The organism is Shewanella donghaensis, from assembly GCF_007567505.1.
Classification (GTDB): Bacteria; Pseudomonadota; Gammaproteobacteria; order Enterobacterales; family Shewanellaceae; genus Shewanella; species Shewanella donghaensis.
In genome coordinates, this window is the sequence record NZ_CP041783.1 from 2,939,768 (window position 1) to 2,965,366 (window position 25,599).

Annotated in this window: 22 protein-coding genes and 1 pseudogene; 15 read left to right on the forward strand and 8 right to left on the reverse strand. The window is 40.3% G+C overall.

Annotation, left to right across the window (positions count from 1 at the left end):
• The first annotated feature begins 25 nt into the window (after positions 1-25).
• The 6 genes from lexA to FPK91_RS12480 all read left to right on the forward strand — a co-directional run bounded on the left by lexA (position 26) and on the right by FPK91_RS12480 (position 6,217).
• On the forward strand, positions 26-643 hold the full coding sequence (gene lexA, locus FPK91_RS12455; RefSeq protein ID WP_144211550.1) for a transcriptional repressor LexA: 618 nt from the start codon (positions 26-28) through the stop codon (positions 641-643).
• On the forward strand, positions 640-1,146 hold the full coding sequence (locus FPK91_RS12460) for a cell division inhibitor SulA (protein WP_144211551.1): 507 nt from the start codon (positions 640-642) through the stop codon (positions 1,144-1,146). Before lexA ends, FPK91_RS12460 begins: the two co-directional genes overlap by 4 nt.
• 430 nt (positions 1,147-1,576) lie before the next feature.
• Positions 1,577-3,166, forward strand: coding sequence for a cytochrome c oxidase subunit II (coxB, locus tag FPK91_RS12465; protein ID WP_144211552.1), 1,590 nt, complete (start codon positions 1,577-1,579; stop codon positions 3,164-3,166).
• A 9-nt stretch (positions 3,167-3,175) separates the two neighbouring features.
• Positions 3,176-4,780, forward strand: coding sequence for a cytochrome c oxidase subunit I (gene ctaD / locus FPK91_RS12470; protein ID WP_144211553.1), 1,605 nt, complete (start codon positions 3,176-3,178; stop codon positions 4,778-4,780).
• 1 nt (position 4,781) lies between these two features.
• On the forward strand, positions 4,782-5,345 hold the full coding sequence (locus tag FPK91_RS12475; protein WP_144211554.1) for a cytochrome c oxidase assembly protein: 564 nt from the start codon (positions 4,782-4,784) through the stop codon (positions 5,343-5,345).
• A complete protein-coding gene (locus FPK91_RS12480) occupies positions 5,342-6,217 on the forward strand; it encodes a cytochrome c oxidase subunit 3 (protein WP_144211555.1) in 876 nt (291 codons plus the stop codon). Before FPK91_RS12475 ends, FPK91_RS12480 begins: the two co-directional genes overlap by 4 nt.
• A gap of 7 nt (positions 6,218-6,224) precedes the next feature.
• Here the strand turns inward: FPK91_RS12480 and FPK91_RS12485 are convergent, their stop codons facing one another.
• Positions 6,225-6,443, reverse strand: a complete 219-nt coding sequence (locus FPK91_RS12485) for a DUF2909 family protein (RefSeq protein ID WP_144211556.1) — start codon at positions 6,441-6,443, stop codon at positions 6,225-6,227.
• On the opposite strand from FPK91_RS12485, the gene FPK91_RS12490 reads away from it, so the two are divergent.
• The 5 genes from FPK91_RS12490 (at position 6,442) to FPK91_RS12510 (ending at position 10,483) form a co-directional block, all read left to right on the forward strand.
• Positions 6,442-7,209 (forward strand): SURF1 family protein, encoded by a 768-nt coding sequence (locus tag FPK91_RS12490; RefSeq protein ID WP_227006558.1) that lies wholly within the window; start codon positions 6,442-6,444, stop codon positions 7,207-7,209. The two genes, FPK91_RS12485 and FPK91_RS12490, sit on opposite strands and share 2 nt — an antisense overlap.
• A 37-nt stretch (positions 7,210-7,246) precedes the next feature.
• Positions 7,247-7,801 (forward strand): hypothetical protein, encoded by a 555-nt coding sequence (locus FPK91_RS12495; RefSeq protein ID WP_144211558.1) that lies wholly within the window; start codon positions 7,247-7,249, stop codon positions 7,799-7,801.
• The gene (locus tag FPK91_RS12500) at positions 7,801-8,781 is read left to right on the forward strand and encodes a COX15/CtaA family protein (protein WP_144211559.1); all 981 of its coding nucleotides are present in this window, start codon (positions 7,801-7,803) and stop codon (positions 8,779-8,781) included. Before FPK91_RS12495 ends, FPK91_RS12500 begins: the two co-directional genes overlap by 1 nt.
• Positions 8,782-8,795: 14 nt before the next feature.
• Complete coding sequence (cyoE, locus tag FPK91_RS12505) at positions 8,796-9,701, forward strand: heme o synthase (protein ID WP_144211560.1); 906 nt, start codon at positions 8,796-8,798, stop codon at positions 9,699-9,701.
• Between the two features lie 152 nt (positions 9,702-9,853).
• The gene (locus FPK91_RS12510) at positions 9,854-10,483 is read left to right on the forward strand and encodes an SCO family protein (RefSeq protein WP_144214384.1); all 630 of its coding nucleotides are present in this window, start codon (positions 9,854-9,856) and stop codon (positions 10,481-10,483) included.
• Between the two features lie 967 nt (positions 10,484-11,450).
• On the opposite strand, the gene FPK91_RS12515 is transcribed toward FPK91_RS12510, so the two are convergent.
• The 3 genes and pseudogenes from FPK91_RS12515 to FPK91_RS21270 all read right to left on the reverse strand — a co-directional run.
• Entirely contained in the window at positions 11,451-11,807 is a 357-nt protein-coding gene (locus FPK91_RS12515; protein ID WP_144211561.1) for a hypothetical protein, read from the reverse strand.
• Positions 11,808-12,451: 644 nt separating this feature from the next.
• Complete coding sequence (locus FPK91_RS12520) at positions 12,452-13,294, reverse strand: leucine-rich repeat domain-containing protein (RefSeq protein WP_144211562.1); 843 nt, start codon at positions 13,292-13,294, stop codon at positions 12,452-12,454.
• Positions 13,295-13,664: 370 nt separating this feature from the next.
• Positions 13,665-13,890, reverse strand: a pseudogene (locus tag FPK91_RS21270) (S26 family signal peptidase); the annotation flags it as partial.
• A 965-nt stretch (positions 13,891-14,855) separates the two neighbouring features.
• Here FPK91_RS21270 and FPK91_RS12525 point away from each other — a divergent pair.
• Positions 14,856-15,575: a porin gene (locus FPK91_RS12525; RefSeq protein WP_144211563.1), complete on the forward strand. Its 720-nt coding sequence runs from the start codon at positions 14,856-14,858 to the stop codon at positions 15,573-15,575.
• A 142-nt stretch (positions 15,576-15,717) separates the two neighbouring features.
• On the opposite strand, the gene FPK91_RS12530 is transcribed toward FPK91_RS12525, so the two are convergent.
• Positions 15,718-16,764, reverse strand: a complete 1,047-nt coding sequence (locus FPK91_RS12530) for a polysaccharide deacetylase family protein (protein WP_144211564.1) — start codon at positions 16,762-16,764, stop codon at positions 15,718-15,720.
• 9 nt (positions 16,765-16,773) lie between these two features.
• Between FPK91_RS12530 and FPK91_RS12535 the strand changes: the two genes are divergently transcribed.
• Both FPK91_RS12535 and FPK91_RS12540 read left to right on the forward strand, forming a co-directional pair.
• Entirely contained in the window at positions 16,774-18,111 is a 1,338-nt protein-coding gene (locus FPK91_RS12535; protein WP_144211565.1) for an MATE family efflux transporter, read from the forward strand.
• A gap of 91 nt (positions 18,112-18,202) precedes the next feature.
• Entirely contained in the window at positions 18,203-20,128 is a 1,926-nt protein-coding gene (locus FPK91_RS12540) for an alpha/beta hydrolase family protein (RefSeq protein WP_144211566.1), read from the forward strand.
• 142 nt (positions 20,129-20,270) lie between these two features.
• On the opposite strand, the gene FPK91_RS12545 is transcribed toward FPK91_RS12540, so the two are convergent.
• Positions 20,271-22,409, reverse strand: a complete 2,139-nt coding sequence (locus FPK91_RS12545; protein ID WP_144211567.1) for a TonB-dependent siderophore receptor — start codon at positions 22,407-22,409, stop codon at positions 20,271-20,273.
• A gap of 572 nt (positions 22,410-22,981) precedes the next feature.
• Here FPK91_RS12545 and FPK91_RS12550 point away from each other — a divergent pair.
• Positions 22,982-24,076: a PepSY-associated TM helix domain-containing protein gene (locus FPK91_RS12550; RefSeq protein ID WP_144211568.1), complete on the forward strand. Its 1,095-nt coding sequence runs from the start codon at positions 22,982-22,984 to the stop codon at positions 24,074-24,076.
• A gap of 84 nt (positions 24,077-24,160) precedes the next feature.
• On the opposite strand, the gene FPK91_RS12555 is transcribed toward FPK91_RS12550, so the two are convergent.
• Both FPK91_RS12555 and nfuA read right to left on the reverse strand, forming a co-directional pair.
• Positions 24,161-24,751 carry a prepilin-type N-terminal cleavage/methylation domain-containing protein gene (locus FPK91_RS12555; protein WP_144211569.1) on the reverse strand — a complete coding sequence of 197 codons (591 nt, stop codon included), beginning with the start codon at positions 24,749-24,751 and terminating at the stop codon, positions 24,161-24,163.
• Between the two features lie 152 nt (positions 24,752-24,903).
• Positions 24,904-25,482 (reverse strand): Fe-S biogenesis protein NfuA, encoded by a 579-nt coding sequence (gene nfuA / locus FPK91_RS12560; RefSeq protein WP_144211570.1) that lies wholly within the window; start codon positions 25,480-25,482, stop codon positions 24,904-24,906.
• Between the last annotated feature and the right edge of the window lie 117 nt (positions 25,483-25,599).

Below are 25,599 nucleotides of genomic sequence, written 5' to 3' on the forward strand. Positions count from 1 at the left end.
ACTGTATATAAAAACAGGAATCAATATGAGACCTTTAACGCCACGCCAAGCTGAAATATTAGAGCTTATTAAATGTAATATCGCCGAAACTGGTATGCCACCGACTCGTGCAGAAATTGCTACTCGATTAGGCTTTAAAAGTGCTAATGCTGCAGAAGAGCATTTAAAAGCGCTCGCCAAAAAAGGCTGTATTGAAATTATTCCTGGTACCTCTCGCGGTATTCGTATGGTGCAAGTTGAAGAGGAAGTTGAAGCAGGCTTACCGCTTATCGGCCAAGTGGCTGCAGGTGAACCCATCCTTGCTCAGGAACATGTTGAACAGTATTTCCAAGTTGACCCAGAAATGTTTAAACCCAATGCCAATTTTTTACTACGTGTTCGTGGCGACAGTATGAAAGATATTGGTATTTTAGAGGGTGATTTACTCGCTGTGCATAAAATGCAAACAGCGACCAATGGTCAAGTTGTTGTTGCACGTTTAGAAGACGACGTCACCGTTAAAAGATTTGAAAAGAAAGGCAATATTATCTATCTGCATGCAGAGAATGATGAATATGAGCCAATTAAAGTAGATTTAAACTGCCAAAACCTAACGATTGAAGGGCTTGCTGTTGGCGTTATTCGTAATGGAGGTTGGTTATGAACACATTAATAGGTAATGCACCCCGTCATCCAGGTTTATGGGTTGATATGGTCTCTGACTCAATACCAGTAAAACAAGGTATTGAAACTAAGCGCACCCAGAACCAAGGCTTAACAGAGTTAACGCAATTATGTAGTGAACTCGCGGTTTTAAGTCAGCAAGGTCGTTGGATTGTGCTGATTAATGCGCCACATATCGGCTATAAACAAATCCTTGCCAATGCTAATGTTCGCATGGACAGAGTTTTGTTGGTTCATACCAAAGATGAAGTTGAAACACTGTGGGCAATGGAAAAAGCACTGACAAGTGGTACGTCAAGTGCAGTAATTACTTGGACGACACCATTAGATTCTCGCGATAATCGCCGCATTCAGTTGGTTGCCAAAAGCGCTTTAGCTCAAGGGCTAATTATTGAAGATGTAAATACTCACTTACGTGATGAGCAAACATTATCAGCGACTTCAGCAACAACAAATACATTAAATCTGGCTTCTTTTCACTAAGAAAGCACTGATAAAAAAGCCCTTCACTTTGGTGAGGGGCTTTTTTTTCGCTTTTATTCAGCAAATTAGATGTAAAAGTGATCTTGATCAATATTTAAACTCCAAGTAGTGTAGTTAACAAGAAGGTAACAATTGTTGTGACTTTCGAGTAATAAATGATAGACGGCGACAAACGCTATAAAAGATTGAGCTGGTACCATGCGGTATAGAAAGCCTTGAATGTAAAGCGTCAAATAAAATTGATAAGTTCAGTATTAGGTACAAGTGTGGCAGCGTAAAACCATAAAATAATTGAGTTTTCAAGCTCAAAGCCACCGTGTACTTTGAAAAGATCAAACTTTTTCGGGAATGAAAAGTTTGCATAGAGCAGAGTATTACTGTGTGGCTTTTCTTTGTAATTGCATTTCGCAATTAGCAGAGGAGTAGTCTTGTGAAGCGAATGTTGTACGGATTAATGGTGGCGTTGCTTGCAGCCCCACTCACTGCGGCTGAAATGCCACTAAACATGACTCAAGGTGTGACAGATATCAGTGGTAAGGTTTATGACCTTCACATGATAATTTTATATATCTGTTGTGCCATTGGTGTTGTGGTCTTTGGGATCATGATTTATTCGATGATCTATCACAGAAAATCAAAAGGTGCTGTTGCAGCAGACTTTCACGATAGTACCAAAGTTGAAATAGCTTGGACTGTATTGCCATTTGTCATTCTTATCGGCATGGCCATTCCAGCAACGAAAACTTTGATTGCGATGGAAGATCCTAGCGATGCAGAACTGACCATCAAAATAACCGGCTCACAATGGAAATGGCATTACAGCTATTTTAATGAAGACGTCGAGTTTTTCAGCTTACTTTCAACCCCTGCGGCGCAAATCACAGGTACCGAAGCTAAAACGGAGACTTACTTATTAGAAGTAGATAAGCCGTTAGTTTTGCCTATCGATAGAAAAGTGCGTTTCTTAATGACTTCCGATGATGTTATCCATTCTTGGTGGGTGCCTGCATTTGCCGTTAAGAAAGATGCCAATCCTGGTTTCATCAATGAAGCGTGGACTAAAATCGATAAAATCGGCACCTATCGCGGCCAATGTGCAGAGTTATGCGGTAAAGACCATGGCTTTATGCCGATTGTGGTTGAAGCCGTATCTGAAGCAGACTTTGACCAGTGGTTAATCGACCAAAAGCAATTAACTGTTGATGCTAAAGCCGCTGCTGAGGCCTCGCTTTCACAGACACTTAGTCATGAAGAGTTAATGGCGCAAGGCGAACAAATTTATATGAGCCGTTGTGCCGCTTGCCACCAACCTAATGGTGCAGGCCTTCCTGGTGTATTCCCTTCTCTTATCGGTAGCCCAATGATCAAAGGACCTGTTTCTGGTCATGTGGACATTGTTGTTAATGGTAAACCGGGTACTGCTATGCAAGCATTTGCTAAACAGCTAACGGCAACAGAAATTGCTGCGGTAGTCACTTATGAGCGTAATGCTTGGGGTAATGATTCAGGTGATACCGTTCAAGCAGCTGATGTGAATGGCAACGGTGGTGCTTCAAGTTCCGCTGCTCCAGTAGAAATTCCCAGTAAAGACATGCCTACGCCTGTGACTTTACCCGCGACCCTACCTGAGACTGAACAAGTCGAAGCATCTGCAACTGAAGCCGTAACACAAGCGGTAGAAGAAGTTAAAGCGGTGGTATTAGATGACTTAACTATGGATGAGCTGATGACCATGGGTGAGAAAGTCTACATGACCAGCTGTGTTGCTTGTCATCAAGCAGCCGGAACCGGTTTACCTGGTGCGTTCCCATCATTAGTGGGTAGTCCAGTGATAACCGGGCCCGTATCTGGTCACCTTGATGTTGTCATCAATGGTCAACCTGGTACTGCCATGCAGGCATTTAACTCACTACTTACACCACAACAGCTCGCTGCCGTGGTGACTTATGAACGCAATGCATGGGGTAACAACTCCGGTGATGCGGTTCAGGCTTCTGATGTTGTTGGTCACGGAAAGTAAGGGATTAAAATGAGCACAATTACACAAGATTCACCAGCCGCTCACGACGATCACCATGATGACCATCATCATGGGGCGCCAAAAGGCATCATGCGCTGGGTTTTAACCACTAACCACAAAGATATAGGTTCACTATATCTATGGTTTAGTTTCATTATGTTTTTAACTGGCGGCGCAATGGCTATGGTCATTCGTGCTGAACTGTTTCAACCGGGTTTACAGCTTGTTGAACCTAACTTTTTCAACCAAATGACCACGGTTCATGGCTTAATAATGGTATTTGGCGCAGTAATGCCAGCCTTTACCGGTTTAGCTAACTGGCTTATTCCAATGATGATTGGTGCGCCAGATATGGCGTTGCCACGTATGAATAACTGGAGTTTTTGGATCTTACCTTTCGCGTTCGCTATGTTGCTTAGCACGCTATTTATGGAAGGTGGCGGACCGAACTTTGGTTGGACATTCTATGCGCCACTATCGACGACTTACAGCCCAGATTCCACTGCATTGTTTGTATTCTCGATACATATTATGGGTATCAGTTCGATCATGGGGGCAATTAACGTTGTCGTCACGATTGTGAACATGCGTGCACCCGGTATGACCTGGATGAAGCTACCATTATTCGTTTGGACATGGCTGATTACTGCATTCTTGTTGATTGCGGTCATGCCGGTGCTCGCGGGTGCAGTCACCATGGTATTAACCGATAAATACTTTGGCACCAGCTTCTTTGATGCTGCAGGCGGCGGCGATCCAGTTATGTTCCAGCATATTTTCTGGTTCTTTGGTCACCCCGAAGTTTACATTATGATTTTACCGTCCTTCGGCATTATCTCAGCGATTATTCCGACCTTTAGTCGTAAGAAGCTCTTCGGCTACGCGTCAATGGTATATGCCACCTCAAGCATTGCGATTTTGTCCTTCTTAGTTTGGGCACATCACATGTTCACCACAGGTATGCCAGTATTTGCGGAGTTATTCTTCATGTACTGCACCATGCTCATTGCGGTGCCGACAGGAGTTAAAGTGTTTAACTGGGTCGCGACGATGTGGCGTGGGTCGATTACTTTCGAAACCCCAATGTTGTTTGCTATTGCGTTCATCATCTTATTCACCATCGGTGGTTTTTCAGGATTGATGTTGGCAATAACACCAGCAGATTTCCAATATCATGATACCTACTTCGTTGTAGCTCACTTCCATTATGTACTCGTAACTGGCGCTGTCTTCTCCATTATGGCAGCCGCGTATTACTGGTTACCGAAATGGACCGGCCATATGTATAGCGAAACATTAGGTCGCTGGCATTTCTGGTGTAGTGTTATTTCAGTCAATGTGCTGTTTTTCCCAATGCACTTTTTAGGTTTAGCAGGCATGCCACGTCGTATTCCGGATTACGCAATCCAGTTTGCAGATGTAAACCAGATTGTCTCTATTGGTGGTTTTGCCTTTGGTTTATCACAACTGATTTTCCTCGCTGTAGTACTGAAATGTATCAAGGGCGGCGAAAAAGCAGGCGATAAACCATGGGAAGGTGCTGAAGGTTTAGAGTGGACTATTGCAAGTCCTGCGCCTTATCACTCATTCACCACACCACCTGAGGTGAAATGATATGAGCCAGCCGACAAAATCAAATCGTAAATTACTTATCGGACTAATCTTTGGTTCCATAGGCATGTTCGGCTTTGGTTTTGCGCTAGTGCCTTTATATGACGTGCTGTGCGATACCTTGGGAATTAATGGAAAACCCCAAAGTACTGCCAGCACATATGAAGCCGTGGTAATTGATAAAAATCGCACCGTGACCGTTGAGTTTATTGCCCAAGTACAAAGCAATATGCCTTGGGAGTTTACCCCTACAGTGAACCGTATTCAGGTTCACCCTGGCGAACTGACACGGACCGCTTTTTTAGCAAAGAACTTATCTTCAAATGACCTCGTAGGCCAAGCAATACCGTCGGTATCGCCTGGTCAAGGCGCGGCTTATTTTAATAAGACTGAGTGCTTCTGCTTCAATCAACAACCTCTAGCAGCAAAGGCTGATGCTGAATTGCCTTTAATTTTTTATGTGGACGCAGATTTACCTGAATCCATTAATACTTTGACTCTCTCTTATACCCTCTATGACATCACAGACAAACAGACTGCAGCCATAGAGCAAGGAGCAGCAAGATGACAACGAAACATGAAAACTACTATGTGCCAGCGCAAAGTGTCTGGCCGATTACCGGCGCTATCGGGTTATTCCTGATTGCATTTGGTGCTGGTAATTACGTTCAACAGCTTTCTACAGAGCAATCTTCTGGCGGCTACATGTTAGTTGCTGGTATCGCAGTAATTATATTTATGCTTTTTGGTTGGTTTAAAAATGTCATTGATGAATCAATGTCAGGCTTATATTCAGCCCAGATGGATCGTTCTTTTAGACAAGGAATGAGCTGGTTTATCTTCTCGGAAATTATGTTCTTCGGGGCATTTTTTGGCGCTTTATTTTACGCCAGAATGGTCGCAATCCCTTGGTTAGGTGGTGCATCAAATAACGCCATGACCAACGAGGTGCTATGGCCAGCATTTGAGGCTATATGGCCGCTAGTGAAAACGCCGGATGGCACTACCACTGAAGCAATGGGCTGGGGTGGTTTACCACTATATAACACCCTTATTCTCATCACCTCTTCAGTTACTTTACATTTTGCCCACGTGTCATTAGAGAAATCTAAGCGCGGAGCTCTCAAGGTTTGGTTAGGGCTAACGGTATTGTTAGGTATCGGCTTCTTATTCTTGCAAGTTGAAGAATATGTTCACGCTTATCAAGAAATGGGACTGACACTGGCATCGGGGATTTATGGTAATACCTTCTTCTTGCTGACCGGTTTCCACGGTATGCACGTCACCTTAGGAACAGTATTTCTAATCATCCTGTTTTTTAGAGTGCAGAAAGGACATTTTACCCCTAAAAAGCACTTCGCATTTCAAGCTGGTAGCTGGTATTGGCATTTTGTCGATGTGGTGTGGTTATGCTTATTTATTTTTGTTTACGTACTTTAAAAACAACTTAATACGGTCTCGGATTTGGGCTTATCCAGCCAAATCCTAAGGCCAGTAACAATAGCAACATCACTAAAGCAGAAAAGATAACTCGACGACCTAAATATTGACTCATGGATTGCTGGCTTTCAGCTTTAACCATAATAAACAGGGCTCTAGCTAAATTAAATAATATGAATACAAGCAGCAGTACTAACACAAGCTTGAAAATAACTAAGATGTCCATGGGCTCTCCTTCGCGGGTCTGGCGACTATCAACAGGTTTATTACTGCTTGTTACTGTGAGTGTGTTTTCTATTTTGGTCAAGCTAGGTTTTTGGCAACTCGACAGAGCGGTACAAAAGCAACAGTGGCAAACAACGTTAACCGCAAGACAAGCTGCTAGTGAATTAGATTATGCCGCTTTTATTAATTTAGGTAATGCTGAGCCACTCACGGGTTACCGTATCAATGTCACTGGCACAGCTGTCAATTCACAGATACTACTGCTTGAGAATCAAGTTTATAACGGCCAAGTCGGTTATCTGGCTTACCAAATATTTGAAATAACAACGACTCAACCTTGGTTATTAGTTGAATTAGGTTTTGTGGCGGCCAATAAAGATCGCCGCATCTTACCTGATTTAATGCCATTACCTTTGACGCCTTATCAACTCATTGGCCGGGTTTATCAGCGACAAACCAACCCATTGAGTGACCAACTTTATGTGGAAGAATTTACAGTAAAAAACCGAGAGATTATTCGTTTCCAAAATTTAAATCTTGTGGCCTTAGCAGAGAAAATAGGTCATGAACTGGCACCAGCAGTACTGCAGCCAGATGTAACACCGAATATGAATCTAGCAAAACCTTGGACACCAATTCCTTTGTCAGCCCATAAGCATCAAGGCTACGCATTGCAATGGTTCACCATGGCAGCTGTATTTTTATCGCTCATGCTATGGCTTGGTTGGAAAACTTTTAAACCGAAAAATGAAGCAGTAAAAACCTAATCCTATAACAAAAACAGACGTAACAAGAGGAGCAAGTATGAACTCCCCATCAAAACCAAAAGGCAACAAGACACTCTATATGCTAATACTGGTATTCATTTTACCGGTAGTGGTGGCCAAGCTAGTACTTAGCATGGATTTATATAATGGCGCAGCCACCAACAAAGGTGAGCTCATTGCGGCTGATGTTAACTATCAAACATTGGCCATGGTAAATCCACAGCCACAAATGTGGCAACTGCTATATTTATTACCTAAAGAATGCCTAGAGCAATGTCAGCAGCGCTTGTATGTACTCCATCAAAGCCATGTGGCTTTAGGCAAACATCAAGATCGCGTCAGCCCAATTATTTTACTCACGCCCGATAGCGATAAAGATATTCTAATCAAGCTGCAAGTCCCATTTGCAACCGCGACAGCGAGCCCTGCAATGACCGCTCTGCTCACTAAACAGCAGATGATTATTGTTGATCCACTAGGCAGTTTAGTCATGAAATACCCAGGCATTGTTGGCGAGCAAGAAAATATTGCCCAAGGCAAATCAATGATTGGCGATCTTCGTAAGATGCTGAAGCTGTCGAGGGTCGGTTAATGGTGATAAAAAATCTGCTGAAATTTACCTTGGTATTTACCTTTGCAGTCATTTTAATGGGCGCATATACCCGCCTATCTGATGCCGGACTCGGTTGTCCTGACTGGCCCGGTTGTTATGGCCATATTGGTGTACCCAGTGATAGCGCTGACTTAGCAAAAGTTGAAACGGCCTTCCCCAATCAAACTGTCGAGCCCGAAAAAGCATGGCTTGAAATGATTCATCGTTACATTGCTGGCACATTGGGGTTATTAGTCTTAACTATTCTCATCGTATGTCTAAGGCGTGCAGAAGCGCCCAAAAAACTGCCCATACTTATATCGGCATTAATCCTGTTTCAAGCAGCATTGGGGATGTGGACTGTCACCATGAAACTCATGCCCATCGTGGTTATGGGGCACTTAATTGGCGGCTTCAGTTTGTTTGCGCTGTTATTACTCCTGTATTTACGCACAAAACCACTGAGGATCCCCGGCGGTGATCTCTATGCCAGAAAGCTCGCACCACTGGCAATGGCTTGTTTAGTTGTGCTGGTCGTTCAGATCATCTTGGGGGGCTGGACATCATCTAACTATGCAGCTTTGGCTTGTACATCTTTACCGTTTTGCGAGGGTAACTGGGTTGATAATCTGCAATTTGCAGATGCATTTTCACCTTTTCAAGGAGACCATCCAAGTTTCGAATATGGTGTGCTTGAGTACCCTGCTCGAATGACCATTCATGTGACCCATCGAATTTGGGGCATTGTCACTGCAATCAGCTTGTGCTGGCTTGGGTTTAAATTACTCAAAGCACAATCAAGCACAATACGACAAAGTGCTTGGGTGTTGTTTGCCTTAGTTGTAATTCAAGTTGGCCTTGGTATCAGCAATATAGTGATGCATTTGCCTTTAGGGATTGCTGTCTCTCACAATGGCGGCGCCGCGTTATTGTTACTTACTGTTATTTTCATTAACTACGCGCTGTGGCGTAAAGCTTAAGCAAGGATTCTATTATGGCTAAATCTATTTCTATACCAGCAAATGCAAGCAGCGCTTCGCTACCATGGCGCGCCTACTTTGAAATGACCAAACCGAAAGTTGTCGCACTCATGCTATTAACCGTTCTTGTCGGAATGTGCCTCGCATTACCAGGGGCAGTGCCAATACAACCACTCGTCTTTGGCATGATCGGTATCGCGATGATGGCGGGGGCAGCTGCGGCTTATAACCACTTAATTGATCGCCGCATTGATGGCTTAATGGCCCGTACTTATAACCGCCCATTACCAAAAGGAAAAGTTTCAGCCATCAAAGCGATGACCTTTGCGACCTCTATCGGTTTAGGCGGTTTTGTTATTTTGTATACCTTAGTTAACCCGCTTACGGCATGGTTAACCTTTGCTAGCTTAATCGGCTATGCCGTGGTGTATACCGCTTACCTTAAGCGTGCAACGCCGCAAAATATCGTTATTGGCGGCCTAGCAGGCGCAATGCCACCACTATTAGGTTGGACATCGGTCACCAATGAATTACACGGTAATGCGCTATTGCTGGTTATCATCATTTTCACTTGGACACCGCCACATTTTTGGGCATTGGCTATTCACCGTAGAAAAGAATACGCCAAAGTCGACGTCCCGATGCTACCGGTAACTCATGGTGTTGAGTTTACTAAAACCTGTATCTTGCTATACACCTTGTTACTGGCAATTGCCTGTTTATTGCCGGTACTCGTCGGCATGTGCGGCCCCGTTTATCTTGTTGGTTCAACCATATTAAGTTGTGGCTTTATTTATAAAGCGTGGGAGCTTAAATATCACGATAAAGAAGGTTTGGCCATGGACGTATTTAAGTTCTCAATTTATCACTTAATGATTTTATTCTTAGTGTTGTTAGTCGACCATTATTTATGGGTCTAGCATTACGATGAGCTGATAGTTTCATCTCGATTTTTGCCATTCTACTGAGAATGGCAAAAGGTGAAGCCACATTAGCGCTATAGAGAAATTACACATAAAAATAAAATTAGTGGAGTCAGCTATTGAAAAAAATTCTCGTTTTAGCCGTTATCATGATGGGTTTAGGCATTGCTGTAGCAGCGCTATTTCCTAGCAAAAAAAATTCATCAGCTACAATAGCCACTACTAAAGCAGTGCCGGATCTGGCACTTGAAACAAGTTATTTATTTGATAACCCAAGACCCCTTGCCCCCTTTTCAATGCACGATCAATTGGGTAATGAATTTAGTAATGAGCAACTACTTGGAAAATGGAGTTTAGTGTTTGTCGGCTTTACCTCATGCCCTGATGTTTGCCCAACAACCCTCAATAAACTCAATGCCGCTTACCCAGAATTGCAAGCTGTCACCGACAATATTCAGGTGGTGTTTGTGTCAGTGGATCCTGACCGAGATAGCCAAACTAAACGTTTGGATTACATCAACTTCTTCAATGGGGATTTTAAAGCGGTCACCGCAGAGCATAGCCAGCTATTCCCTTTTACCCGTGACCTAGGTTTTGCCTATGCAATGGTCGGTGACGGTGACGATTACCAAGTAGATCACAGTGCCAGTTATGTTTTAGTGTCACCAAAAGCAGAAAAAATTGCCGTATTTAAACCTAAAGCCCAACCAGGAAAAATACCGCAAATACTCAATAAACAGCTGATAGCGGATCTGAAATTGATTATTGATAATGTCTAAGAATTTATCGTTGAAAGTGATGTTGTGAGATGGATTGATGAGTTAATTGTTAAAGCCTCAATATGAAAAATATTGAGGTTTTTTAGAAAATTACCGATATATTTACTCACTTGTGGCCAGTAACGAGATGGCCAAAATTAGTTGACCATTACATAAGTCATAATAGGAAGGCTTTAGTTTTTCCTTTCATAAATAGCCTTTAAACCTCTAAGTATTCCTTGGAACCCAAAAAAAGAAAAACAAAAAAACAAAAAGAAGTACATGTTTGGAGCTTCTCTTTCAGAGGCATGTTCGATGCCAATTAAAGTAAGAAAATCATCGAAATATATCTCGGCTATAAACATAAAAACCCCAAAATAGAAGCAATAAGTAAGCATCTTGATCTGTGCATCAAAGTTAAATTTGTCCATATTGTCCTCAAAATATTTACGTTGTTTAGCTAAGATTTACCAAACTATCTCTTTTCTAACCACTTATCACTGTTATATAACAGAGGTACATGCTAGAAAGTCGGGTGAACAAATAAATTCATTAAAAATCAACAGTTCAACTTATGTATCATTTTGTAAGCAAATGACAAAACAAAAAGATTTGAAGCTAAAATTCTAAAAGAATCAATTTGAATTGAGGACGCAGAGGCTCTTTTTTCTAGACAGCATGAAGCTCATAAGGATGTGAACATCGCGCTCTAGCTGTACAAATACCTCATTAGAAGCGTTAGCATTTTAACTCTGTAATAATATTAAATAGCGGAGATTAGTAACAAATGAAATTTAAAGCTGGATAATCCCCCTTAGAAATCTTTCACGTCTAAGAAAGTTTCGCAGCTATTACTGGGGAAATAATAGAGAGAGTGCGAAGAGGCGCAACTTTTAATCTGTTTCGGATAATAGAACTAAATTTGAAGATCCAATAAGAATAAGGCAAATTTGTTTACCTTATTCCATCTAGATAAAAAATAAGTAACTTACATTTCACCAGTCACAATACATTGCGCTTTAACAGCATCTTGACCATCAATTTGCACTGTCGCAAACATCATGTGGTCAGCTAAAGGGTATTTTTCATATAATAAGTAGGTTGGAGTGTCACTAATATCTTTACCATCAATACCATCGATACGGTAAATATTACTCAATATTGCAGACTTGAAACCACCATCAAAGCTAACGACTGCTTCATTTGAACGCAGAATATCAATATTGACCATAGAAATATCGTCTCCACCCGCTACAGTACAATTCAGGTCACTTGCATGAGCCATCCCTGTTAATGAAGCCAGGCTTAAGGTTGAAGATAGCAATATTTTATTCATTAAATTCATTGGGTGTTACCTCATTATCAAATTTGATTGTTGTTTACATTCTGATGCTTAAAAATAAAAAATGTTCAATTAGATTGTAGTTATAAACTAGCATGAAGCTGAATAAAAAACTGTATGAGCAGTGTAATCATTCATAATTGTAATAACTTGCAGATTTTATTAAGTTTAGACTCTTGATATTACAAGGTCACTTTTTAAATCGTTAGGCTTTGTGAGAATCTACGTTTTGCTTTAGAAAGCGCTCTTTTTAATTCGGATACGTTACAAATACAGACACCCACTGTAGGTAAAATGAGAGAAATCCAAAATTAGCCGTTGTATATGAGCATGCACTTGCTATATAGGCTTTATTTAATAAAGGGAACGATGTTGATATAAAAGGCGTTTCGAAATACTGCCAATACGGCTGAACCTAATATTCATTGGTATTTGGGCAGCTGGTAAGTAAACTTATGTGGATGAGTAGATTTTTAACAGATTTATGCCATAAACTAGTGAGCTCCAACCAACGTGAAACGTTACTGAGAATAATTAGATCAAGGAAATAAAGTCCTTAATCTAACGGATATGTTCACAGAGGTATTGTACAAATAAGTAATGCACTCTTGTTACAAAATAGCCTTGAAACTTGTATCTACCATTTATTAAAAACTCAGGTCTTCGATCCAATCAATAGTCGACAAGTAATCTAACGTTTCTATATCAAGTGGGTTACCTTCAATATTAACCCTAGTAAGGCTAGGATTATTATCAAACCTAATATTTTCAATCTTATTTTCCATTAACGATAAGCTGCTAAGCTCCCAATTAAATGAAACATCTAATTTATCGACCTCAGTATCGATGATAAATAATGCGCGTAAATCATGTAAATTAGACAGGTCAATTTGAGTGAGAGGATTATAACTAAGTATTAGTTCTCGGATACTTCGTGCATTACTTAAATCAATTTCTTCAATCGAATTGTGTTGAAGGTTTAAAAATTCAATATCAGTTCCATCTAAGTTTATCTCTTTTATCCTATTCTTAAAAAAATAAGCTGTATGTAATTTAGGCAAACTAGATAAATTAACCTCTTCAATTACATTATCATAAACATACACATTTGTTAGCTCAACATTAGATGAAAAATCAACGGATTTGAGCAAAGGGTTACCGTGTATCACTACATGATCTAAAAGTGGGTTCCCACTAAGATTTATTTCCTTCAGGGCTGTGCCTCCTAATTGCAAATCAGTTAAATTTTCAAATTGCTCAATACCAACGATAGAATCAATATCTTTGTGATGACAATAAAAACCTGTCACATCATCTACGCTTGACCAGTTTTGAGTTTTAGCCGACTCAATGAAACATGCTTTCATCTCAGGATGCTCAAAATAGACATCCTCATACCATCCTTCTGTCGAATCTTCAGATGAATCACACCCCATCATAAAAACACTCATTGAGAGAATTAACAGTCTTTTTTTTGTGAGAATAAACATCGAAGTGCCTTAATGTTAAATCGTATAGCTTTTGATTGATTAATCATATAAGCACGGTATTGGCACAACAAAAAAGAATAATTAGCCTTAGTAACAATGTGTTACGTTGAGTTATTGAGATGTTATACCTTTAAAGCTCTGTTCAATGGAGACGACGACATATAAAGTATCGCTAATCGTGAAATAAGCACAATATTAGGCTTAACTTTTCTTACTCACCGATAATTGCTCTGTTCTAAAGTCTGTGTACATTTGTCAGAATACATTTTTATTAACATTCGTATAAATTGGCATCATCTTATATGTAAACGATATGAGTATGCCTTGTTATATAGAACTTTTTTAAAGATTTATAAAATTAAAACAACCTTCAGAAAAGGCTTTTAATAATACTACCTATACGGCTGAACCTAATATTAGTTGGTAGCCAAGAAGGCAAAATATAAGCGTCTTTACGGTCGTATTCAAAAACTAATCCAGATTGCCACGGTTGTACCGACAAAATTTTCCTCTGGATAAATCCCCAAAAGCGACTCTCACGGCTATCATCACGATTGTCCCATGACAAAATATTTATCCTTTGGTACCACAAATTCAAAATACTAAGTGCCTTGTTGCTGATAATATTGTGCCCCCTTTCAACCTGGTTAGGATTAAACATCACATAACAGCACTTTATATCGTATCAAGGGTTCACTATTTTGGAAGAAGGTTCTGCAAGAATTTTAGAACTCACAAAAAAGAGAAAAAACAAAAATATAGAAGCTCAACTTGTTATTTAGCCTTTGATTTAAATGATTAACTATGAAATTAATTGTTATCAAATAACCTGTGTTCAAATTAATTCTTTTTAAGACTTAAACTTATTTTTTGGCGTTTAATCACTTTGATTTGGCTTTTCATCAACTTAAAACTTGTCGTGATTAATAAAGTTTACAGCTGGATAATCCTTAAAATTGAACGGTGAAACTCATAATTATTTATGAGTAACAATCTTGTCAATAGAAGCGCGCCGACAACTGGGAATGCAAGAAAGTCTTACCAGAATCAATTACTTAAAGCTATCGCCTGATAGCCACTATGCATCAACAAAAGTCTATTAAATCAATATTTAACCTTCAAAAAAAATGGCCCAAGCTACTGTTCCAGCTTGATTATGGCAACATCGGCAATGGCATTAATGTGACAAGACTAGATTCCCGACCATTCACTACTGGCCGAAAAAATGATTATTTTAGGTTTTAGTAGTTAGAACACAAGTCAACACCAAGCAGCACTTTCTGGTGATAACTTTGGCAATAATAGCCAGCCCCAAATTATGATTTTCAGCGTCTGTTTACAGTTTTACCCAAGCGTTCGATGGACGCTAAATGTTGGTTCTGATGCCTTGAAATACTGTGCAGAAACTATTGAGTTGGCCTTGCTAATTTATCGAGGACTTTCATTTTACCTCGCTTGACAGTGTTATTTCTATCACTTAGTTTGCTCGAAAAATATGGAACGTTGTTAGGGGCAAATGATGGCCAATTACATAACTTAAGCCATAACGAAAGGTAACACTGTGAAAAAATCGTACTTTCTAGGAGCGGCTGCATTGATATTTGCATCAAATGCATTCGCAAGTAATTCATATATCACTGGTAATGTAAAATTTAATAGCGACATAGACGCAAGATTAGGTTCTGAATCAGGGTCGATGGTTGAGGCAGGATACGGTTCAGATGTGGTAGCCACCATTGAGGCTGGTCATGCCTTTGACAACAGCTTTGGTGATCTTACTGTCTACATAGAGCTAGATGGGTTACAACTGGGGACAGTTGACTATATTGATACACCTTATACCATGCTAGGTATTGAGCAATCGTTTTCAACTGGTGAGAATTTTTGGGTAGCAGCTGGCTATCAAAACGTTATTCACCAGGGTGATAGCATCGAAAGCCGTATGTTAGTCAGATTGGGTTATGATTTTGACAGCGGTGTATCGTTAAGCCATCGCACCCGTATTGACCTTGATAGCAGCGATTACAAACGTTTCCGCACACGCTTCGACAACAGCATTGCCTATAGTCCAACAAATTTTAACGCCGCGTTCTCGTACAACAACATTTATTACCTAATGGACGAGGGCACTAACTCAATAAAGCATGAGGTTCGCGCGACTTGGACTCGCAATGGGGTTCAGCCTTATTTAGAATTTGGCTACCAGGATGATTTAGTTTCCACACATGGGTTTGCAGTTGATAACTACACTACTGTTATTGGTGCGTCATACGCGTTCTAATTGTTAGTGAAATCGTTCACCATTGAAACAACTTCACCAGATCAAAGGGGTATTAGCAATCTACCCCTTTGATCTGGTGAGAACCAAGCGCTACGCTCTTGAGCTAATCCATTAAAGTTTGGATTCAGGAGCTAAAACAGATTTACTCTTTTGGCCAAGAGCCATCATTATTCGGTCTTACCCAAGCTTGTGAGAACCAGTAGTAACCAGACTTGGTTTTACTCGGCGCAGTACAGTTATAGCGGCTTCGACCCGCGGGTAAGTTTGCTGAAGCTTGAATACTAAACTCTGTTTCAGATAGCCAGGTCGGCTTTTTCGCGCCTTGTCCTTGTACAAAACACATCACCTGATGCGGGTAAATATCCTCAATATCTAGCTCGATAATCAACTCTGGGCGCCATTGACCTTGAGTAAGTAAGGGATCACTGACGTTCTGTTTCACCACTGGCATATTGAGGCTGGTAAATTTCACTTTCAAACTATCTAAATCGGCATAAGGTCCCGCGACAGGAAAGCGCGGTAGTGCAGTTAATGTTGAGTAATGTCCTGCAGCACCAGATTGTTGCCCAAGACCTATAAAATTGTGCTTTTTAAGAATGCCTTCTACATCCGCATTGTACTCGCCATAGGGGTAAGCCAACATTTTTACACTTTGACCCGTATGCTTTTTAATTTCAGCTTCGGTATCAAGTAAATTAGTTTCGATTCGTTCTAACCATTGCTGTTTAGACTCACCTTCTAACTGACGATTTAAATGTTCGTGGGCCCAACTGTGATTAGCTATTGTTGCACCATTTTGAGCTAACTGATTAATATCATCCCAGCTCATCATGCCGCTATAGCCTTTTTCTATCGGCTCTACCGAGACAAACAAGGTATAAGAAAAATCATATTTTTTTAATATTGGCGCTGCTGCCGTTGCAATACTGTCGTAGCCATCGTCAAAAGTAATAACAATGCTTTTATCTGCTAGCGGCGTATTATTCTTTATGGCGTTTACCGCTTCGGTTAGCGGAATGATGGTAAACTCATTTTCAGCAAGATATTGCATTTGCTGTTCAAATTGAGCAGGCGTCACGCTGGTACTCGCAGGTGTGGTTTCTGACACGTGATGATATTGCAAAATCACTACGGCGTTGGCATTGAGTGAAATTAACCACAATAATCCCAAAAGACTTTGTTTTAACATAATATTCCTATGTCCATAAAAGCATTACTTTTTAACAGCCAAAAAAATCGTCAGCTTTTTGCTTTAGCATTGCCGATGATTTTATCCAATATCACTATCCCCTTATTAGGTTTAGTCGATACCGCGGTCATCGGCCATTTAAGTGAGGCCTATTATTTAGGCGGGGTGGCACTTGGCAGTACAATCATTACCTTAATTGTCTGGTTGTTGGGCTTTTTACGCATGTCCACTACGGGATTGGTTGCCCAAGCTTACGGCGCTAATGATACCGTAACTCAGCAAAAATTGCTGGTTCAAGGCTGTTGCATCGCCTTACTGTTTGGGTTTTGTGCTGTTTTACTGCAACAACCCCTACTCGATTTTGCCATGTCTTTGAGCCAAGCCAGCGAGCAAGTGCAGCAATTTTGCCGTGAATATGTAGAAATTCGTATTTGGTCAGTGCCTTTTGCACTATTGAATTTAGTCCTACTGGGCTGGTTACTCGGTAGACAAGCACCTAAAGCCGCTATGTGGCAGTTAATCATCGCCAATATCGTCAATATCGTTTTAGATGTAGTGTTTGTTATTGGCCTAGATTGGAATGTAAAAGGCGCTGCTCTTGCTTCTGTTATTGCTGACATTTGTGCCTTTACCGTCGCTGCGGTCATTGTAAAACGCGCTTTGTATCAGCAAGCTGACTTTAATCTCCGTCAGTTATTAGTCCATATCAGCTTCAAAGGCTACTCGCGCTTATTAAAACTTAATCGCGATATTTTTATTCGTAGTTTATGTTTGCAAGCCAGCTTTACCTTTATGACCTTTTACGGTGCGGGGTTAGGTGATGACATCATTGCAGCCAATGCTGTGCTGCTTAATTTACTGATGCTGATCTCCTATGCATTAGATGGTATAGCCTATTATGCCGAAGCGGAAGTTGGCCGCGCTGTCGGTCAAAAGAATCTAAATTTATTACATGATTCAGTTACTCTTGCCGCAACCTGGTCGGCCTTGTTTGCCGTTGGTTTCAGCCTGTTATTTTATTTTGCTGGCAATAATATCATTAGCTTATTGACTAATATTGAGTTGGTGCAACAACAAGCCGAGCACTACCTTATTTGGTTGGTATTCATGCCATTGCTGGCATTTGGTTCATACTTATTTGATGGGGTATATATTGGCGCGGCACAGGGTAAAATGATGCGTAATAGTATGATTTTATCAACTTTTGGAATATTTTTCCCGTGTTGGTACTTGCTGCGAGATTATGAAAACAGTGCCCTATGGGCTGCCATGAGCGCGTTTATGTTATGCCGCAGCCTCTCATTAGCGCTGCATTACCGCTACAGTAGTGCTTTTAAGCAAATCTAACGACCTATCCTGTTTGAGTTTAATAGTAGATTTATCAGCCCCTTAACTGATAACATACCTATAACAAAAATGTGTTAATAGGGATTGTTTAATGAAATGGATTTTTAATTTACTGATGGCGCTCTGCGCTTTATCAGTAACAGTATCTGCACAGCCATTGCCTGTAGAAGCGTTTGCCAGTATTCCTGATGTTAGTCATGTGAGCATGTCACCAAATGGCAAAAAAATAGCTTCATTAGTAAGGTTAAATACTGATGAGCAGCAAGGGACAATTATTAATATCCTTGATATTGATACCCGTGAATCTATCTTCCCTATCCAAACAGATAATGAAAAATTTGTCATTTTGTCATTAAGCTGGGCAAACGATGACACTTTACTCATTAAAGCTAAATTTCCTGCTGTAAGATATGGCACCCCGACAACTGAAACCCGTTTAATCAAATACTCCCTCAGTAAAAAGAAGTCGATGAACTCTCTTAGCAAGCAATCGCTGAAAAAGTTTAAATGGATGCCTCAGATCCAATCCAATATTATTGATAAACTCCCTGATAGTAATGACCATTTACTGCTTGGTATTAATGGCTTAGGCAATAAAGCCAACTTTGAATCAGTTATCAAGCTCAACACCAAAAATGGTCGATTCAAATTTGTTCAGCCAGCAGAACCCAATATCCAAGATTGGATAACCGATAGGCAACATAAAGTAAGAATTGGCATTTATCACAAAGACACTCAGTTCAGAATCTACGAACAAGCCGACACTGGTGAAGATAGACGCATTTTATGGGAGTTTGAGGCCTTTGCTAAGGAACAAATTTGGCCGATGGGCTTTGCTCAAGACCCCAATATTCTTTATGTAAAGGCTTACAATAATGACTTACTGGCCATTTTCAAGGTTAACTTAACCGACCCCAAACTGACTAAAGAATTGGTCTTTAGCAGAAAATCTTATGATGTTGAAGGCTCATTAATATATTCCAATCTCAAACAAAAAGTCATTGGGATTGATGATAGTGACGAGTCTGAATATACCTTTTGGGACAAAGAATACATTGGCTTAGTTAATGGGCTGAATAAAGCGCTACCAGATTATCGCAATTATATTACCCAATTCAGTGAAGATGAGCGTCGTTATATTGTTTATTCCACCAATACCAAAGAAGCAGGTATTTATCTGTTTGGTGATCGTGATGCAGGACAGTTATTTCCTATCGCATATCGATATAAAAGCTTAACCCCCGAGTTATTAGCTGATACCAAAACCTTGTCTTATAAAGCTCGAGACGGCCTAGAAATCGAAGCTTTTTTAACGACTCCCCAAAATAAGGAAGCTAAAAACCTGCCTACTATCATTTTTCCCCATGGAGGCCCTATTAGTTATGACTCAAATAGCTTTGATTATTGGACGCAGTTTCTAGCCAACAGAGGTTATGCCGTTCTACGAATGAACTTTCGAGGTTCATCAGGTTATGGTTTTGATTTTATGCAAGCGGGTTTAAAAAGCTGGGGCTTGGATATGCAAAACGATGTTGAAGATGGTACCCGCTGGCTCATTGAGCAAGGGGTGTCTGATCCTAAAAAAATATGCATTGTCGGCGCAAGTTATGGCGGCTATGCCGCACTCATGGGTGTAGCTACAACTCAAGATTTATATCAATGCGCTGTTAGTGTGGCGGGTGTCACCGACGTTGAATATTTAGTTAAATCTTCCAGACGTTACAGTAATTTTGAAATCGTGAAAAAGCAGATTGGTGATGACTATGATGCCCTATACGAGCGCTCCCCCTTAAGTAAAGCAAAAGACATTAATGTCCCGGTATTACTTATTCACGGCGATAAAGATCGCGTAGTTAGAGTGCAACATAGTGAAGATATGTTCGATGAATTAGAAGATCTGGATAAACAAGTCGAATATATAGAGCTAGAAAATGGTGACCACTATTTGAGCAATAATGAGCATCGTATACAAACCTTTATTGCCATCGAAAAATTTTTACATAAAAATTTACATTAACCATTAGCCCTATAAAGCCTAGCTATTAAGAGCTAAAAACAGACTTTAAAGCCATCAGGAATACTAAAAAGGCCCTAACGTTTCGCTATACGTTAGGGCCTTTCACTAAAACTCTTTATCTATACTCAGCTTAGAACTCAGATTAAAACTTCGCTTCAAAGGCTAAACTAAAGTTTCGACCTTCACCCACGGTGACATCAGTATTCGTACCACCACCTAAATAATCGGTATCAAATAAGTTTTTGATATTAAAACGTACACTCATATCAGTATTTTGAATCGCAAACGAATAAGCTGCACCAAAATCAAATCTGACGTAATCATCTTTGACGATGGTATTTTGGGTATTAGCAAAACGCTCACCAACATAAATGGCGCCGAAGTTAAGAGCTAAAGCATCATTCACTTCGTAACGAGTCCAGATATTTGCTGACCATTCAGGTGCATCAACCGGTGTTTTACCATCAAGTTGTTCGGTATCTTCAGAGCTTGTCACATATTCTGCATCTAAAAACATCATTGAGCTGGTGACGAACACATTGTCGCTCACTTGACCTTGTGCACCTATTTCAAAACCACGGTGATGTTGCTTACCGCTTTGAGTCGTAATGTACTCGTTGTCACCGATAGGTTGATCTAATTGCTCACGGACTGTGACGTTAGTGACTGTAGTATCAAAAATCGCACCCGTTAACAGTAAGCCACCGTCATACAATTCCCACTTGGTACCGATTTCGTATTGCTCACCGTACTCTGGGTCTAAATCCATACCGTCATTCACATCGTTATCACTGTTAACGATTGACTGAGGATTAAAGCTTTTAGAATAGTTTACATAGATGCTGCCATTATCTGCAGGTGAGTAAATCACCCCAAATTTAGGAGATACTGCGTAACTGTTTTCGCCTTCGCCATCTTTTTTCTGTTCGTCATAACGCACACCAGCAAGTACTTGCCACTCATCGTTAATCGTCATTAAGTCTTGTACATAAAAGCCATAATGCTTGTAGCTAGACTCATATTTTGTGGTGTCATTGTTGTAATCTAAATCCGGTCGAGCAACAGTATCACCAGGGTTTACCATTTGTGCTTCGCCGCTGTCTTTAAGCTGACCGTAGTAATAATCAAGTATATTGGCACCAACAAGTAGCTGATGTTCCATGCCGAAGGCATTCACAATACCGGTGAAGTCCATATAAGCGGTTTTTAGTTGCCAATCATCGTAGCGATCGAACGCCTTAATTTGGTAACCATCGGTTGTTGGATCCATGCCTGCCACCATTGTTGGTGACGAATCTAATCGCTGACGAGTAAATGACTGATGGTTATAACCTGTAGTCATTTTCCAATCATCAGAAACATACCAAGTTAAGTCAGCGCCTAAGTTTTCAACCTTGTTATCGGTAAATGCCCATGACATATCCCAAATATCTTCACGATCACCAACTAACTCACCGCTGTCATCTAACCAGCCACCTCTATCGATACCAGTAGTGTCTTCAGTGTAATCATATTTAACTGACAGCATCACATCATCATGTAGGTCAAATTCAAGATTGAGATAGCCTAAAAAGCGATCACGTTCTTGTTCTTGTTCGCCATTGCCATCTTGGTACTCACGCCAGTAGTTAGTATCTTGCTTAACTAATACTGAACGGTAACGGATAGATTCAGCATCATTTAACGCGCCGCCAGCATCTAGCTGAAAACGGGTTGAACCATTGGCATCGGTATCAAATGCCACATCAAACAAGGTGTCGTAAGTTGGCTTTTTGGTCACCATATTAATCAAGCCGCCAGGACCTGACTGGCCGTAAAGCATACTTGATGGGCCTTTTAACACTTCAACTTGCTGTAGTGTTTCAATCGGTTGCACATAGTGAGAAAATTGTTGTTGGCCATTGATTAAAAAACCACTACCAGAATCTAATTCAAAACCACGAATATTGAATACTTGGCGATTCCACTTTTCACTGCCGCCAGTCACACTTGAGTCATTGACGAGTACTTCAGACAAGTTAGTTGCAAGCTGTTCGTCAGTGACAAAATCAGGGATCACATTCACCGATTGCGGCGTATCCATTAAGTCGATATCACCACGCATTGCTCCTGAAGATGAGCCCACTTTGTAATTATTAAAATTCATCCCTGTAACCTGAATTCTCTCGATGTTCAGTTCGAAATCTAAGTTATTTTCAGTGTCATTATTTGTTTCTTCAGCAGCTAATGAAGCAGAAGCTAAGCTAGCAACAACAGCAAATGCAATAGGTGAAAGTCTCATACAAAGTAGCCCTTAAATTGGCAGTAATCGTTAATGAGACGGATTATCATTTGCATTCATCGATAAGTGAAGTACTTTATTGCGCAGTCATAGAGAAGTGTGAACAACTGCACTAAAGGAGGTAAAACATGTAAATAGCAATGAATAAATGTTGCATAACTATATTAAATAGCGTTCATCAATCAAAGATGTCTGAATTGGCATAAATGAAAAAATACGATATAAACATGGCAAAAAGATCAATTAACATAATATCAACAATGATTTGGTTGGTATTATTCTTAACTCATAACTTCACTAAACACTTTATTGTAGTTAAAAGTCACTTATTCTCACTAAAAACTATTCAGATTGATGAATTTTTATTCAAAATTAAATATTTAACGCCCCATAGCTATCTCCGACAAAAGTGTGACCTAAATGGCATAATGGCGGTTTTTTTACTTTCTTTACATTTCTTTAATTGAAGTAATAAGTGAGATTAATTATCATTCTCAAAAATTTGATTCAGTGTCATATTTAACCTGAATATTTTGGCCATTATCGCCAACACTTAACCTGAGAAAGTAAACATGAAAGTAGTCCCCGCTTTAAAGTGGTTTCACAACTGGGTCGGTTTTGTCATTAGTATTTGTATGCTAATTGTACTCACGACTGGCGTGTATCTGGGCGGCATGGACATGCTAAAAAGGATGGACGATAAAGGGCAACAGTATGTTCCTTTGACTATCGAACAGAAAGCTCACGCCACTGAATATATTTTTGAACATTACCCAGAAATGAGCAGTGTGCGTTTCCCCACTGAACACACTCCTTTTATTGAAGGGGCAACCCGTGGTCAATCTATCGCCTTCGATAGTGAGTTGAATGAGATTTCCCATCACAAGGTGACAGATATCCCTCTTTGGACCACCATGTTTTGGCTACACAGAAACTTCTTACTCGGTGATGTTGGTAAATATATCAATGCTTGGGCATCGTTAGTCGGTGGTCTTGTTACCCTAGTTGGTATTTACCTTTGGTGGCGAGTACGTAAAACATTCAGACTAAAACATTCGATCCCAACCAACACCAAATCGAGCAGCTTAGTTAAAAGCCACATCCAATTAGGCTTGTTCATATCGGTGCCACTATTTTTATTATGTATCACAGGCTTTTTGATTACCTATAAAGGCTTATGGATGGATAGTTTGAAGCACCAGCCTTCTGTCGAAATGGTTGAAGCTGTCAATAACTATCCAGTTAGCCAAGCGAATGATTGGCAGAGTCAATTACAAACGGCTCAAGATTTATGGCCAGAGTCATTACTGGTTGCAGTCAACAAACCAAGACAGAAAAAACCTGATCCTGATGCGCCTAAAACAGCCAAGCCACAATCAGTAGATTTCAGTATTCGTTTTGATAGCCATGCTGATGTTTGGCTAAGACAAGCTGATAGCATCACGATGAATCACCAACAAGGAACAATAAAAGCGGCACTGAAACACAGTGATAGAGACTTATCAGGCAGAGTGGCAAGCTTTGTGAGACCTTTGCATGACGCCTTGAATATGCCACTTAAATACGTTGTATTTATTACCTTAGTAGCAGTGGTTGGTACCTTGATTCTATTGTTTAGCACAGTCACTTTTTATCGACGTATATTCAAGTCAAAAAAGAAAAAGTAGCCAGCTATGTTAATTCGATATTAAATCACAGACATAAAAATAGCGGCTTTAAGCCGCTATTTTTTTTCTCGCATTTGATACGATTTATTCATCGATAAAGGCTTGAACAGTCCCTTCTACCGAGTCATAGACAATTTTTATCTCAGCTCTATTTCGCCCTGCAGTATCACCAAGCGTTCGCAGTACATAAGTACATTGCGTCGAACCTGTGCCGCCCGCAGCTGAATGTCGATATGATTCAAAGTCCACATCATCTGAGGCATTTCTAATGGCAACCGATGGTGGGCTTTCAATCAGAGCATTCCAAAGGTCGACACACCCTTGCTGACCTGGACCAATATTCACAGGATTACCCATAGGGTTACCTTTTCCTGTACCTAACGGATAGCCAAAGGTATTCATATCTAAATCATTATTGGCAAAGTCTGGTAGATCATTCATTGGCTCGCTGCCACCAATGACTTGCCATCGTGTATGAGAAAAAGCAACCGACTGCTCAAAGGATGCCGCGACTGCCTTTACTCGGCTTATTTCAGCATCACGCTTTATATCAATAAATTTGCTCACCGCAATTATCGCTAAAATAGCCAACACAATAATGACCACGACGAGTTCAATAAGGGTAAAACCTTGGGTTTTCAGGTGTTGCTTTAAAGCGTTATTTTTATAATGCACCACAGTTCCCTAACAGACTTTAATACTTTAGTTATAACACAAGGGTTACAAACAGCATAAATTCAACCAAAAAAAACGCGGCTAAATAGCCACGTTTTTTGTAAAGCAAGTGCAGTGTATTGTCAGTGTGACCAACAATAAAGCTTACATGTTTACTGGTAAGAGTGAGTACCATGTTGATGGTCAGTCACATCTTTAACACCTGATAGTTCACCAGGGAACATATCTAATAGCTGCTTTTCAATACCATCTTTTAGGGTGATATCAACTTGAGAACAACCATTACAACCACCACCAAACTGCAGAACGGCAACGTCGTCTTCAGTAATTTCAATTAGCATGATGTTGCCACCATGGCTAGCTAGCTGTGGGTTAATCTCTGATTGAATAACATACTCAATACGCTCTTTTAATGGCGCGTCTGATGACACTTTACGCATTTTTGCATTCGGTGCTTTCAATGTTAGTTGCGAACCCAGTTGGTCCGTTACAAAATCAATGCTCGCTTCTTCTAAAAACGGTGCACTTTTCTCATCGACCATGGCACTGAAACCAGTAAATGGTAATTCAGTATCATCAGCTTCTTTAGCATCAGGTGGACAGTAAGACACACCACACTCAGCTTGAGCGGTACCAGGACTGATAACAAACACACGGATATGAGTGCCTTCAGGTTGATCGGCCAGTAATTTTACAAAATGCGCCTGAGCCGTATCAGAAATGTTGATCATAAAAACTGCTCCGTTAAATAATACTTGAGTGATTTAGTGAGAATTAGCGCCATGATACTATTAGTTGCGTCGGCTTTGTAGTCCTGTGACTCCCAAGTTGCATAAAAAATACGGATA

Excerpts from the sequence above, each read along its gene's own strand:
- lexA (WP_144211550.1), top strand. The coding sequence starts at position 26 with ATGAGACCTTTAACGCCACGCCAAGCTGAAATATTAGAGCTTATTAAA.
- FPK91_RS12460 (WP_144211551.1), top strand. The coding sequence starts at position 640 with ATGAACACATTAATAGGTAATGCACCCCGTCATCCAGGTTTATGGGTT.
- ctaD (WP_144211553.1), top strand. The coding sequence starts at position 3,176 with ATGAGCACAATTACACAAGATTCACCAGCCGCTCACGACGATCACCAT.
- FPK91_RS12475 (WP_144211554.1), top strand. The coding sequence starts at position 4,782 with ATGAGCCAGCCGACAAAATCAAATCGTAAATTACTTATCGGACTAATC.
- FPK91_RS12480 (WP_144211555.1), top strand. The coding sequence starts at position 5,342 with ATGACAACGAAACATGAAAACTACTATGTGCCAGCGCAAAGTGTCTGG.
- FPK91_RS12490 (WP_227006558.1), top strand. The coding sequence starts at position 6,442 with ATGGGCTCTCCTTCGCGGGTCTGGCGACTATCAACAGGTTTATTACTG.
- FPK91_RS12485 (WP_144211556.1), bottom strand. The coding sequence starts at position 6,443 with ATGGACATCTTAGTTATTTTCAAGCTTGTGTTAGTACTGCTGCTTGTA.
- FPK91_RS12495 (WP_144211558.1), top strand. The coding sequence starts at position 7,247 with ATGAACTCCCCATCAAAACCAAAAGGCAACAAGACACTCTATATGCTA.
- FPK91_RS12500 (WP_144211559.1), top strand. The coding sequence starts at position 7,801 with ATGGTGATAAAAAATCTGCTGAAATTTACCTTGGTATTTACCTTTGCA.
- cyoE (WP_144211560.1), top strand. The coding sequence starts at position 8,796 with ATGGCTAAATCTATTTCTATACCAGCAAATGCAAGCAGCGCTTCGCTA.
- FPK91_RS12510 (WP_144214384.1), top strand. The coding sequence starts at position 9,854 with ATGATGGGTTTAGGCATTGCTGTAGCAGCGCTATTTCCTAGCAAAAAA.
- FPK91_RS12515 (WP_144211561.1), bottom strand. The coding sequence starts at position 11,807 with ATGAATTTAATGAATAAAATATTGCTATCTTCAACCTTAAGCCTGGCT.
- FPK91_RS12520 (WP_144211562.1), bottom strand. The coding sequence starts at position 13,294 with ATGTTTATTCTCACAAAAAAAAGACTGTTAATTCTCTCAATGAGTGTT.
- FPK91_RS12530 (WP_144211564.1), bottom strand. The coding sequence starts at position 16,764 with ATGTTAAAACAAAGTCTTTTGGGATTATTGTGGTTAATTTCACTCAAT.
- FPK91_RS12535 (WP_144211565.1), top strand. The coding sequence starts at position 16,774 with ATGTCCATAAAAGCATTACTTTTTAACAGCCAAAAAAATCGTCAGCTT.
- FPK91_RS12540 (WP_144211566.1), top strand. The coding sequence starts at position 18,203 with ATGAAATGGATTTTTAATTTACTGATGGCGCTCTGCGCTTTATCAGTA.
- FPK91_RS12545 (WP_144211567.1), bottom strand. The coding sequence starts at position 22,409 with ATGAGACTTTCACCTATTGCATTTGCTGTTGTTGCTAGCTTAGCTTCT.
- FPK91_RS12550 (WP_144211568.1), top strand. The coding sequence starts at position 22,982 with ATGAAAGTAGTCCCCGCTTTAAAGTGGTTTCACAACTGGGTCGGTTTT.
- nfuA (WP_144211570.1), bottom strand. The coding sequence starts at position 25,482 with ATGATCAACATTTCTGATACGGCTCAGGCGCATTTTGTAAAATTACTG.